Origin of the sequence: Campylobacter sp. 19-13652, from assembly GCF_019702925.1 — a bacterium.
Classification (GTDB): domain Bacteria; phylum Campylobacterota; class Campylobacteria; order Campylobacterales; family Campylobacteraceae; genus Campylobacter_A.
This window is the reverse complement of the sequence record NZ_AP024713.1, coordinates 924,214-937,112: the sequence shown is the minus strand read 5'-3', so window position 1 is coordinate 937,112 and position 12,899 is coordinate 924,214. Positions and strand designations below refer to the sequence as shown.

The following is a 12,899-nucleotide window of genomic DNA, read 5'->3' as shown; positions in this document are numbered from 1 at the left end:
TTTACATTGATGTTGATGTTACAATACATTGAACTAATCTTTGTAAGGAGGAAAATACGATGCAAACTGCATTAGCGTTCTTGCCTATTATCGTCATTTTGGTTTTGATGATAGGTTTTAAAAAGAGCTCAAAGCTCTCACTTAGTATAGCCCTTGTGCTTACGGTGCTTATATCATATTTTGAATTTGGAGCTAGCACCACGCAAATAAGCGCTTATGTGTTATTTGGCTTTTTAAAAGCCTTTGACATTTTAGTTATCATATTTGGTGCTATTTTGATACTAAATACGATGAAATATTCAGGTGCAATGAATGCGATTAACAATGGATTTACCAAAATCACAACCGACCGTCGTATTCAAGTTATCATAATAGGCTGGGCATTTGGTGCGTTTATTGAGGGTGCTGCTGGGTTTGGTACTCCTGCGGCTTTAGCTGCTCCGCTTCTTGTCGGGCTAGGCTTTCCAGCGCTTGGCGCAGCGATGGCTACACTGATATTAAATAGCTCACCAGTTAGCTATGGTGCCGTTGGTACTCCGACTTTTGGCGTGCAAACAGCTATTGATAGCCTACTAAAAGCGGACGGAATAGCTGTAGATTCATATATGCAACAAGTTAGTGCATATACTGCAACAATACACTCTATTGGTGCACTGTTTATTCCATTTGTTGTTGTGGCTATGATGACCAAATTTTTTGGTAAAAACAAAAGTTTTAAGGACGCATTACCAGTACTGCCTTTCTGTCTTTTAGCCTCTATTAGCTTTGTTGTGCCTTACTGGCTAATGGCTAAATTTGCTGGATTTGAGCTACCTGCATTACTTGGTGGTCTTATATCTCTTGGTATATTAGTAGTAGCAGCAAAAGTCGGGTTTTTAACACCAAAAGAAAAATGGGATTTTGAGCCTATTTCAGCGTGGCCTGAGTTTTGGAAAGGTCCTGGCAATATGGGTAGTCAGGCTGAAACCAGTAGCTCAAATAAGCCACAAATGAGTCTATTTATGGCATGGGTGCCGTATCTTTTAATCTCTTTAATACTTGTACTTACTCGCATGCCTTTACCGTTTGGCATAGGATTAGAGTTTAACAAATTTATGCGTGGATTAAAAATCCCTATCCTTGATTCAATCTTTGGTGTAGCTGGTACTGGATATAGCTTCCCTTGGGGCTATTTACCTGGCACTATTCCTTTTATACTTGTGGCAGTGATTACTATTTTCTTGCATAAGATGAAATCAGACGAAGTAAAGGCGGCTTGGTCGGCTACATTTAATCAGGTTTCAAAGGCTGTTATACCACTAGCTGCTGGAGTGGCTATGGTATACTTGCTACGCGAGATTAAATTTGAAGCAAATGGACATGATAACTTTACAATGCTAAAGCTAATGGCTACTTTCTTTGCTGATATAGCTGGTCAAGGCTATATAGCAGTAGCTCCGTTAATAGGTATACTTGGTAGCTTCTTTTCTGGTTCAAATACTGTTTCAAACCTACTTTTCTCAGGTTTGCAGTATGAAGCAGCTACACTTGTAGGACTAAATACCCAAGTTATCGTAGCACTACAAAATGTTGGAGGTGCGATAGGCAATATGGTTTGTATAAACAACATAGTCGCTGTGTGTGCCACAGTTGGCCTACTTGGAAAAGGCGAAGGACGACTGCTTACTTATGACTTGTTGCCAGCTTTATTCTATACTATTTTAGCTGGAAGTATAGGTGCAGTTTTATTAATGTTTATTTAACCCCAAAAAGGAGAGCATAATGAGTAAAAGAGTATATCTTTTTGCTACTTGCCTCGGTTCTGCCACTATGGGCAGGACTTTGGTAAGCGCAATAAAGCTACTTCAAAGAGAAGGTATAGAGGTGATCTATAAAAAAGATCAAACCTGTTGCGGACAACCTAGTTATAACACAGGCTATTTTAACGAGAGCAAAAAGATAGCTCTTTATAACGCTGACTTATTCAAAGGCGACTATCCTATCTTAGTGCCTAGCGGCTCTTGTGCTGGCGTAATGGCTCACGATTATCTTGAGCTATTTCACGGAGACAAGGACGAAGCAAAGATAAAAGAATTTAGCTCACGCATAGTAGAGCTTGGCGTATACTTAGACAAGGTTCTAGATGTAAAATACGAAGACAAAGGTGAGCCAGTAAAAATCACTTGGCACACTAACTGCCACGCCCTACGCGTCGCTCACAGCATAGACAGCTCTAAGAATTTAATAAAAAGACTATCAAACGTCGAGCTAGTACCACTTAAATACGAAGAGGAGTGCTGCGGTTTTGGTGGTACATTTTCGGTTAAAGAGCCTGAAATCGCAAACGCAATGGCAATGGAAAAAGTAAAAGACATCATAGATACAGGATGCAAATACATAGTAAGCGCAGATGGTGGTTGTATGCTAAACATTTACGGCACACTAAAACGCCACAATGCTGACGTAAAACTAGTACACCTTTATGATTTCTTGCTTAAACGAATTCAAGGAGAGGCGCTATGAACCATCATGAAAAAATAGTCAACTTAAGCCTAAATGACAAACAACTAAGAGACAATCTAGCAAATGCCATGCACTTGCTCCAAAGCAATAGAGCCAAGGTAATAGATAGTAAATTCCAAAACTGGCAAGACCAAAGAGATAGTGCAAAGCATGCTAAAAACAATAGCCTCTATCGCCTTGATGAGAGACTTTTAAAATTTGAAGAAAACGCCACCAAAAATGGCTGGAAAGTCCACTGGGCAAATACAGGCGAGGATGTCTGCGAGATAGTCTATAAGCTTATGAAAGAAAAAAATGTAGACAAAGTTATCAAGCAAAAGACAATGGCATCTGAGGAAGTTGGGCTAAATCATTACTTAGAGCACAAAGGTCTAAAGGCTCTTGAGACTGACCTAGGCGAGGTAATAATCCAGCTAGTTGATGAAAAGCCAGTACATATCGTCGTGCCAGCTATCCATAAAAACCGCTATCAAGTGGGCGAAATATTCCACAACAAGCTAGGCGCTCCGCTTGAAAATGAGCCAGAAAAGCTAAATGCGATCGCACGTGATTACATGAGAGAGCATTTTAAAACAGGCTCTATGGGTATTTGTGGCGCAAACTTTGCTATAGCCGAAGAAGGTGCCATTTGGCTAGTTGAAAATGAGGGCAACGGCAGGATGAGTACTACAATGCCTGATACACTTGTAAGCATATGCGGCATAGAAAAGATAGTAGATACCGTTGAAGACGCCTCTACTCTTGTAGGACTTTTAACTCCATCAGCCACAGGTCAGTTTATCGCAAACTATAATAACATTATCGCTGGCCCACGCCGCGAGGGTGAGCTAGACGGCCCAACTGAGTGCCACATAATATTATTTGACAATCACCGCACAAATATGCTAGCGCACGAGGATTATTACGAGGCACTTCGCTGTATCCGCTGTGGGGCGTGTATGAATTTCTGCCCTGTGTATGATAAAATTTCAGGACACAGCTATCAGTCAGTCTACCCAGGGCCTATCGGCGAGGTCATCAGCCCACAAATCTTTGGTATGGACGTAAATGGTGACGTTGTTACGCTTTGTTCGCTTTGCGGACGCTGTTCTGAGGTATGTCCAGTCGAGATCCCACTAGCTGATCTAATCCGCAAACTACGCCGCGATAAAGTAGGCGACGGTACAAATCCTCCTTATGGAGCCGATAAAATAGAGCATAGCGAGATAGAAAGACTTGGCTTTAAAGGCTTTACTATGGTAGCTACAAATGGATGGATGTGGCGCACAGCTATGACTAGCGCAAGACTATTTAACAGCCTAATTCAAAGCCAAGGCAAAAATATCCCAGTGCTTAAACTATGGTTTGAGTATAAAGATTTACCGCCGTTTAACTTTAATACTTATGATGCAGTTTCAAAAATGGAAGGGGTGATTTATGAGTAAAGAACAAATTTTACAGCGCATACGGGCTGGAAAGCATAGTATGCAGATGATTGATGAAGTCCCTACTGCTGACCCTGTTAAGTACATAAAAGAGGATCCAAGCCACGATTTGTATAAAGAATTTACAACTCGCATAGTCGAGAATCGCTCGATTTTAGTAGAAAGTAGCGAAGATAAGCTAGTAGATGATATAAACGCTATCTTAGCCAAAGAAGGCGCAAAGCACCTAATTTACTCAAATGAGCAGTTACCATTTGACGCAAGTGCGCTAAATATCGAGAAAAAGTTTAAATTCGACAAGCCTATTGAGGAATTTAAAAAAGACATTTTCACTTTTGACGTCTCAATAGTCCAGACAAAATATGCAGTTGCAAGCCATGGTACTTGTTGCGTAGCTAGCTCTCCAGATCAGCCAAGGCTAATGAGCCTAAGCCCAAAAATCTGCATAATGCTAGTCAAAAAAGAAAATATCGTAAACAGCCTAAGCGAAGCCTTGCATAATCTAAAAGCACAAAACGGCGGACGCTTGCCGACAAATACGATATTTATCACAGGGCCATCTCGTACAGCCGACATCGAACTTCAAACAATCATCGGCGTACACGGCTCACAAATCGCATACTGCGTAACATATTAAAAGCTGGGGCATCTTGCCCCAAGCTGATTTTTACAACACTCTATCTTATTTTAAATTTAAAGCTTTGATAAATTTAAAAAACAAATTTTTAGACCATAAAAAGCTTTGTTTTACTTATCTTTTTATATAATTAGCAGTTAAATTTTTAAAAAGGTGTCAAAATGGACTATCTCGAGATTGAAGGTGGAGCGCGTCTAAGCGGTAGCGTAAGCATTAGCGGAGCCAAAAACTCAGCCCTACCACTAATAGCCGCCACCCTGCTCTCACGCACACCAGTTACGCTAAAAAACGTCCCAGACGTAGCCGATATTGCCACACTTTGTAAGCTACTGCAAAACCTAGGTGCATCTTGCAAAAAACTAGATAAAAATAGCCTAACTATCAATACAAGCACTGTAAACTCAACAAAAGCAACCTATGATATAGTACGGAAAATGCGTGCCTCTATACTCACGCTAGGTCCACTTTTGGCACGTTTTGGGCACTGTGAAGTAAGTCTGCCTGGAGGATGTGCCATAGGACAGCGTCCTATAGATTTACACCTTCTAGCCCTTGAAAAAATGGGAGCGCAGATACAGATAAAAGATGGCTATGTGGTAGCCACAGCGCCAAATGGGCTACAGGGTGCTAGGATAGTCTTTGACAAAATTACAGTAACAGGTAGCGAAAATATCATAATGGCAGCCGCACTAGCCCATGGTACAAGCGAAATTATAAACGTTGCAAAAGAGCCAGAAGTAGTTCAGCTCTGTGAAGTTTTAGCTCTAGCTGGAGTAGAGATTGAAGGCATAGGTACTGATAAAATAATAGTAAAAGGCAACAAGGGTGAGCTTTTAAACCTAAAAGAAATAAGTGTAATACCAGATCGCATAGAAGCAGGTACATACCTATGTGCTGGAGCTATTACAAATAGCGAAATAACAATAACAAACTGCACACCAGAGCATATAATAGCCACACTTGATAAGCTAGAGCAAATGGGCTTTAGTACTAAAATCGCGCAAGATAGCGTAACGATTTTTCCCGCCAAAGAGATAAAGCCATGTGAGATTATCACAACTGAATATCCAGGCTTTGCCACTGACGTGCAAGCGCAGTTTATGGCTCTTTGCCTCGTGGCAAATGGCGTAAGCGTGATAGATGAGCGACTGTTTGAAAACCGCTTTATGCACGTGGGCGAGCTAGCTCGCATGGGTGCTGATATAAGGCTTAACGGACACATAGCTAGCGTGTATGGAGGCAAGGAGCTGGCTGGAGCAGACGTGATGGCTACTGATCTTAGGGCTAGCTCTGCTTTAATTTTAGCAGCCCTTGTAGCAAATGGCACAAGTAGAGTGCATAGAATTTATCATCTAGATAGAGGCTATGAGGACATAGTGGGTAAATTAACATCGCTAGGAGCTAGCATAAAAAGGCTATCAGAGTGAAGCTAGATGACGCGCTAATAGCCCTAAAAAGCATAAGTCTAAATTTAAAAAGCGAAATAGTTCCGATAGAAAACGCCCTAAATAAAGAGCTGGCAGAGGATATAATAGCTAACAAAAATGCTCCTAGCTTTGATAACTCAGCTCTTGATGGCTATGCGGCAAAAAGAGCCGACTTAGAAAAAGGTACAGTAAGAGTAGTGGACGTAATCTACGCTGGAGAGCGAAGGCAAACACGCATAAATGACGGCGAGTGTATCAAAATAATGACTGGTGCAAAAATGCCAGTGGGTGCTGATTGTGTGTTAAAATTTGAAGATGCGATTATAAAAGATAAAGAAAACTCCATCCAAAATGCCCAAATAGGCGAATACGTCCTAGCTGCAAAAATCCCAAAACCAAACGACGGATATAGAAAAAAAGCCGAAGAAATAGTAAAAAATGATAAAATTTTAAACTCTGGCACTAGACTTAATCCAGCGCAAATAATGCTATTAGCCGCTCAGGGCATCTCACGCGTCCTAGTCAAAAAAGCCCCAAGTGTAGGCATATATTCAAGCGGAAATGAGCTAAAAGAGCCATGGCAAAGCGCAGACGATGAGGAAATTTATAATGCAAACAGTGCCGGCGTAGCTGCCTTACTAGCTAGCGCTGGAGTAAAAAGCAGCTATCTAGGCATTATAAAAGATGATATAAATGCCGTAAAAAGAGCGCTTGAAGCTAAAATTGATGTGCTTATTATAAGCGGCGGTGCGAGTGCTGGAGAGGCTGATTTTATGGCAAAAGCTTTGGGTGAGCTTAAATTTAAAGAGATATTTAGCCACGTAAAAATACGCCCTGGAAAGCCTGTAAAAGCGTACTTTAAGCAAGATGAAAAAAGGCTGGTTTTTATACTACCAGGCAATCCTATGGCTGCGTTTATTACAGCATTTGCGCTCATTTTACCACTTTTTGCACCACAAAATACGCAAATGGCAGTAGTAAGAGAGAGCTTAAAATTTAATAGCGGTCGCACAAATACCATACTTGGCAATGTAAAAAATGGAGAATTTATTCCATTAAATGGCGGAAAATATAGCTCAGGGAGCATAACCCCTCTTGCAAACTCAAATGCTATAATCTTTACAGACTACGATGAAAACGAAATTTTAGCAGGGTCTGTAAAAAAAATTTATAAAATCTCTTGACAAATGGAGCAAAAATTGCTAAAATGCCGACTTCAATTTGACAATTGCGGGAATAGCTCAGGGGTAGAGCACAACCTTGCCAAGGTTGGGGTCGCGAGTTCGAATCTCGTTTCCCGCTCCATTCTTACTTTTTTAATTTCAATATTTTTTTTCACATTCCTAAATGCAGATGATAAAGTTAGAATTAAACCAGTTTATTGCATTTTAGACAGTAGTATAACCTTATCTACCTTAGGCTTTTTTGGCGAGGACGAGGAGATATTAAATCTAGGTGCAAATAAAGCAGCTAAAATAAAATCAAGTGAGCTAAATTCCATACTAAAATCACACTTTAAAAGCTTTACGCCAAACGGATTTTCACATATCTCATTTATAAAAAACTGCGGCTTATTCGATCAAATTCAAGCCTCACTACTTTATGAGCTTAGCCTGCGATTTGACGGCATCGACATCACAAATATCACAATCTCTCCAGCCACAAAACTGCCAAAAGACTTTTCTAGCTACCATCTAGCACAAATCCTGCTAAATCAGGCAAAACTTAGCACAGGTGGCTTTAGAGCGATATTGCAAAATGATAGTGCAGAACAAAAGATTATAGGCTTTTCTTACGCTTTTAAAGCAACCATGCCAGCCCTTATAGCCACTGCGCCCATAGCATCAAAAAGCCTCATAAACCCACTTCAAACAAAAAGCACGAGAATTGATTTTGATAAATTTAAACCAGGCACTCTCACGCACTTTCCAAACTCAAAAATCATAGCAAAGCGCGCAATCAAACCATCTGAGATACTAAACTATCAATTTATCACAAACTCAAGCCTTGTAAAAAAAGGAAGCACTCTTGAGGGGCTTATTACAGAGGATGGTGTGAGTCTTAGTATACCAGTACGTGCACTTGAGGGCGGAAATTTGGGCGATATAATAAAAGTAGAAAACAAAGAGCATAAAATTTTTAAAGCGAGCATAATCTCAGCCAAAAAGGCTATATTGCAGTGAAAATTTTTATAGGTATAACTGGTGCTAGCGGTGCGATTTTTGGGCTTTATACGGCATTTTGTGCCCTAAAATGCAAGGCAAAAACACACGTTTGTATAAGCAGCGGCGCAAAATCTGTAATAGAAAATGAAAAAAATGCTTTAAATTTATTAAACACCTCAAGCTTAAATGAAGCTATCGAGATTTTAGAGCAAAATGGTGCAATCATCCATGATGAGCGAGATCTAGCGGCTGCTGTAAGCAGTGGAAGCTACGGCACGGATGCTTTTATCATTGCGCCAGCTTCAGCAAATACGATTGCAAAAATTTACGCTGGCTTTAGCGATACGCTAATAACTCGCACAGCCGCAGTAGCTCTAAAAGAGCGAAAGCCGCTAGTACTAGGAGTGCGCGAAATGCCGCTGTCTACGCTTTTATTACGCCAGCTTTGCACCCTTAGTGAGTTAGGCGCCATAATCGCACCGCCACTTGCGCAAACATACAGCAAAAGCCCTAATGCGGACTTTATCGCTGGGCGGTGGCTTGATCTAGCTGGGGTAAAAAATCAAATTTATAAAAGATGGCAAGAGGAAAATTAAATGAAAGAGTGCATCTATCCTGGGACTTTTGATCCTATTACAAACGGTCATATGGATATAATTGAAAGAGCGGTCAATCTCTTTGGAAAAGTGGTCGTAGCCGTGGCAGTAAGTGCTGGCAAAAAGCCGCTTTACAGCCTAAATAAGCGTATAGAAATGGCTAAGCTTGCATGCGCACATTTAAAGGGTGTTAGGGTAGTTGGCTTTGAAAATTTACTCGTAGATTTTGCAAAAGAAGCTGGCATAAATGTCTGTGTGCGAGGGCTTAGAGCGGTAAGTGATTTTGAGTATGAGCTACAGATTGGCTACACAAATGCAAGCCTTTGGGATGAGCTAGAGACGATTTACCTCATGCCAAATTTAAAAAACGCCTTCATCTCAAGCACCATAGTAAGAAACATAATCACCCACCAAGGCGATGCTAGCAAACTAGTCCCAGAAGCGATTTTGCCACTACTTAGCACGCAAGAGGTGCAGGCATGATAGTGCTTTTTGAGGGTATTGACGGCGTAGGCAAAAGCACACAAATATCTCTAAGCGCTAATAAATTTAAAGACGTCATAATCACAAAAGAACCAGGCGCAACGGCTTTAGGAGAGCGGCTTAGGGATATGCTTTTAGGAGGAGAGTTTAGGCTTGATAGTACGGCTGAGATGTTTTTGTTTTTAGCTGATCGAGCTCAGCATGCAAAGGAAATTTTATCTGCGCATAAAGACAAGCTAATCTTAAGCGATAGAGGACTAATCTCAGGCATAGCATATGCGATGAATAAACTAAGCCTTGAAAAACTAATCGAGCTAAATCGCCTAGCCTTAGGTGATAATCTACCTGATATTGTGGTGCTTTTGCTTGCCAATAAAGAGCTTTTAGCCACTAGGCTGGCAAATAGAGGGTGCATAGACGCAATAGAAAGCAGAGGGCTAGAATATCTAATGCAAATTCAAAAAAACATGCTCCTAGCCACACAAGCGCTCGCCCTACCCTATATAACAATAGACGCAAGCGAACCAGCGGAAAGCATAAATAAAAAAATAATTAAATTTATAAAGGAAAAGCTATGATAACAGCACTTAGAGGCATGAAAGATTTACTGCCACCCACTAGCATACTTTATGAAAAAGTAATCAAAACCTGCACCAAAATCGCAGCCAAATATGGCTATGAAAGTATCCATACTCCGCACCTTGAGGCAACTTCGCTATTTCGCCGAAGCGTGGGCGAGAGTAGCGATATAGTGGGCAAAGAGATGTATCAGTTTGAGGATAAAGGCGGAAATGACGTATGCTTGCGCCCTGAGGGTACGGCTGGGGTCGTGCGCGCATTTATAGAGGCAAAGCTAGACCGTGCTGGCGGCGTACATCGATGGTGCTATGCTGGGAGCATGTTTCGATACGAACGCCCGCAAAAAGGGCGACTTAGAGAGTTTCATCAGTTTGGCGTGGAATGTTTTGGCGAGGGTAGCGTATACGAGGACGCAAACATCATCACAATGGCTTATGAAATTCTAAAAAGCCTTGAAATAAAAACTACTCTAAAGCTAAACTCCCTAGGCACAGCCAGCGACATGGCAGAGTATAAAAAAAGGCTAATTAGCTTTTTAGACGCAAACGACGCGCATATCTGCGAGGACTGCAAGCGCCGCAAGCAGACTAATCCCATCCGCGTGCTTGATTGCAAAAACGAAAGCTGCCAGATAATCTACGCAAATGCACCGCTTATCACAGACAGCCTAGGTGATGAGGCGCGCACTGATTTTGCGCTTTTGCAGGATATTTTGCGCCAAAATGGCGTGGAGTATGAGCTAGACGCGAGGCTTGTACGAGGGCTTGATTATTACTGCAAGACGGCGTTTGAGTTTGTAAGCGATGAGATAGGCGCCCAAAGTGCGGTAACTGGCGGAGGACGCTACGATAGACTTGTGGAGTACCTAGGCGGCAGGGCTAGTTATGGCGTGGGCTTTGCCATGGGTATAGAACGCCTTATGGCAATAATGGCGCTAAAGCAAGAAACATCTACAATGCCAAATGGTGTGTATGTAGGCTCGCTTGATGATGAATTTATCCCTCTTGCATTTAGCCTTGCAAACCGCCTACGAAAAAGTGTAAAGGCTGTATCTTGCTACGAGCCACGCAAGCTAGCAAAGCACCTACAAGCTGCAAATAATGGCGGCTTTAAATACGCTCTAATCATAGGCGAGGATGAAGCTAGAAGCGAACAGGCTTGGGTAAAAAATCTAATAAATGGCGATGAGCGACGGATTAAATTTGATACTTTAGTACAGGAGTTTTGCGATGAATGATTATGGACTTAGTATATGGGGCGATGGAAATTTCAAGATAGAAAGCGGTAAAATCTGCATAAATAGCGACAGCACACCAGCGATAATTGACATAGTAAAAGACATAAGAAATCAAGGCTATAGAGGTCCGCTACTACTGCGTTTTCCGCACCTAATAAAAAAGCAAATATCTCAAATTTATACCAGCTTTAACAAGGCAAAAAAGGAGTTTGGCTACGAGGGTAAATTTAACGCCGTCTATCCGCTAAAGGTAAATCAATATCCAGGCTTTGTCAAAAACATTGTCCGCCTAGGCAAGCCCTACAACTACGGGCTAGAAGCTGGCAGTAAGGCTGAGCTACTGCTAGCAATGGCGCACAATAACGACGGCGCACCCATAACGGTAAATGGCTTTAAAGACAAGGAGCTAATCAACATAGGCTTTATCGCTGCTGAAATGGGGCATAATATCACGCTTACTATAGAGGGACTTGGCGAGCTTGAAGCGATTATTAGCACGGCAAAGGAACGCTTTGCACCAAAGCCAAATATCGGCCTACGCATACGCCTACACAGCGCAGGTAGCGGCATCTGGGCAAAAAGCGGCGGCATACACTCTAAATTTGGGCTAACCGCCACAGAGCTAATTGAAGCGATAAATTTGCTTAAAAAAGCTGGCTTAATCGAGCAATTTACGATGATACACTTTCACATCGGCAGCCAAATCACCGAAATCCAGCCACTTAAAAAGGCCTTGGTCGAAGCTGGTAACATCTACGCAGAGCTAAGAAAAATGGGCGCGGTAAATTTAAAAGCGATAAATCTTGGAGGCGGACTTGCGATAGAGTATAGTCAGTTTAAAGAGGTCGTAAACCGAAACTACACCCTAAACGAGTACGCAAACGACGTCGTATATCTGCTTAAAACCATAGCCACGCAAAAATCTGAGCCAGAACCAGATATTTTCATCGAAAGCGGACGCTTCGTAAGCGCAAGCCACGCTGTGCTAATAGCGCCCGTGCTCGAGCTTTTTAGCCAAGAGTATAGCGAGGACAAGCTAAATTTAAAGAAAAAAAACCCACAGCTTATCACAGAGCTTGTAGACCTGCATGCAAACATAAAACCAAGCAATGCAATGGAGTATCTGCACGACGCACTTCATCATCTTGAGAGCGTGCTAACGCTTTTTGACCTAGGCTATGTGGACTTGCAAGACCGCTCAAACGCCGAAGTACTAGTCTATCTAGTGGGCAAAAAGGCACTTGCGATGCTAGGTAGCAAAGCGAACTCGTATGAGCTACTTAAAATTCAAAAACAGGTACAAGAGCGGTATTTGATAAATTTTTCTATGTTTCAAAGCCTGCCAGATTTTTGGGGGCTAAAGCAGAACTTTCCTATAATGCCACTTGATAAACTAAACGAACCAGCTACTCTAGCAGCCAGCCTGTGGGATATTACCTGCGATAGCGACGGAGAAATAGCCTATAATGCGGACACAAATCCGCTATTTTTACACGATGTGGATTTGGAAAAGGAAGAGTACTTTTTGGGATTTTTCCTAGTGGGGGCGTATCAGGAGGTGCTTGGAATGAAACACAATCTATTCACTCACCCAACCGAAGCTACCATAGAAATCACAGAAAGTGGCTACGAGATAGCTCACCTACTAGAAAGCCAGTCTATACTGGATATAATGGAGGATTTAGACTATGATATCTATGAAATCCAAGACACTCTAAACGAAAGACTGGAAAAAAGCACGCTAATAAACGAGACGCAAAAAAAGCAAATTCTAGGCGAGCTTTATCTATTCTTAAACGACAACAGTTATTTAAAAACGATACAGTAAAGCGACTAAAATATAAACAAT

12 protein-coding genes and 1 tRNA gene are annotated in these 12,899 nt (G+C 41.7%); all 13 read left to right on the top strand.

The genetic code is table 11. The features are described 5' to 3' along the window. The first annotated feature begins 59 nt into the window (after positions 1-59). The 13 genes from LBC_RS04580 (at position 60) to speA (ending at position 12,878) form a co-directional block, all read left to right on the top strand. Positions 60-1,742: an L-lactate permease gene (locus tag LBC_RS04580; RefSeq protein ID WP_221252985.1), complete on the top strand. Its 1,683-nt coding sequence runs from the start codon at positions 60-62 to the stop codon at positions 1,740-1,742. A 19-nt stretch (positions 1,743-1,761) separates the two neighbouring features. After that, positions 1,762-2,502, top strand: a complete 741-nt coding sequence (locus LBC_RS04575) for a (Fe-S)-binding protein (protein WP_221252983.1) — start codon at positions 1,762-1,764, stop codon at positions 2,500-2,502. Beyond that, the gene (locus tag LBC_RS04570) at positions 2,499-3,926 is read left to right on the top strand and encodes a LutB/LldF family L-lactate oxidation iron-sulfur protein (protein WP_221252981.1); all 1,428 of its coding nucleotides are present in this window, start codon (positions 2,499-2,501) and stop codon (positions 3,924-3,926) included. The genes LBC_RS04575 and LBC_RS04570 overlap by 4 nt, the downstream gene beginning before the upstream one ends. Then, positions 3,919-4,563, top strand: a complete 645-nt coding sequence (locus LBC_RS04565; RefSeq protein ID WP_221252979.1) for a lactate utilization protein C — start codon at positions 3,919-3,921, stop codon at positions 4,561-4,563. The genes LBC_RS04570 and LBC_RS04565 overlap by 8 nt, the downstream gene beginning before the upstream one ends. A gap of 161 nt (positions 4,564-4,724) precedes the next feature. Then, complete coding sequence (gene murA, locus LBC_RS04560; RefSeq protein WP_221252978.1) at positions 4,725-5,990, top strand: UDP-N-acetylglucosamine 1-carboxyvinyltransferase; 1,266 nt, start codon at positions 4,725-4,727, stop codon at positions 5,988-5,990. Next, a complete protein-coding gene (locus tag LBC_RS04555) occupies positions 5,987-7,174 on the top strand; it encodes a molybdopterin molybdotransferase MoeA (RefSeq protein WP_221252977.1) in 1,188 nt (395 codons plus the stop codon). The genes murA and LBC_RS04555 overlap by 4 nt, the downstream gene beginning before the upstream one ends. Positions 7,175-7,220: 46 nt before the next feature. Further along, a tRNA-Gly gene (locus tag LBC_RS04550) sits at positions 7,221-7,295 on the top strand. Between the two features lie 446 nt (positions 7,296-7,741). After that, entirely contained in the window at positions 7,742-8,173 is a 432-nt protein-coding gene (flgA, locus tag LBC_RS04545) for a flagellar basal body P-ring formation chaperone FlgA (protein WP_221252976.1), read from the top strand. Continuing rightward, positions 8,170-8,751, top strand: coding sequence for a UbiX family flavin prenyltransferase (locus tag LBC_RS04540; RefSeq protein WP_221252975.1), 582 nt, complete (start codon positions 8,170-8,172; stop codon positions 8,749-8,751). The genes flgA and LBC_RS04540 overlap by 4 nt, the downstream gene beginning before the upstream one ends. Further along, a complete protein-coding gene (gene coaD / locus LBC_RS04535; protein WP_221252974.1) occupies positions 8,752-9,234 on the top strand; it encodes a pantetheine-phosphate adenylyltransferase in 483 nt (160 codons plus the stop codon). It abuts the gene before it with no gap. Beyond that, on the top strand, positions 9,231-9,812 hold the full coding sequence (gene tmk, locus LBC_RS04530) for a dTMP kinase (RefSeq protein ID WP_221252973.1): 582 nt from the start codon (positions 9,231-9,233) through the stop codon (positions 9,810-9,812). Before coaD ends, tmk begins: the two co-directional genes overlap by 4 nt. Next, the gene (gene hisS, locus LBC_RS04525; RefSeq protein WP_221252971.1) at positions 9,809-11,050 is read left to right on the top strand and encodes a histidine--tRNA ligase; all 1,242 of its coding nucleotides are present in this window, start codon (positions 9,809-9,811) and stop codon (positions 11,048-11,050) included. The genes tmk and hisS overlap by 4 nt, the downstream gene beginning before the upstream one ends. Next, positions 11,043-12,878 (top strand): biosynthetic arginine decarboxylase, encoded by a 1,836-nt coding sequence (gene speA, locus LBC_RS04520; protein WP_221252970.1) that lies wholly within the window; start codon positions 11,043-11,045, stop codon positions 12,876-12,878. The genes hisS and speA overlap by 8 nt, the downstream gene beginning before the upstream one ends. Positions 12,879-12,899: the final 21 nt, after the last annotated feature.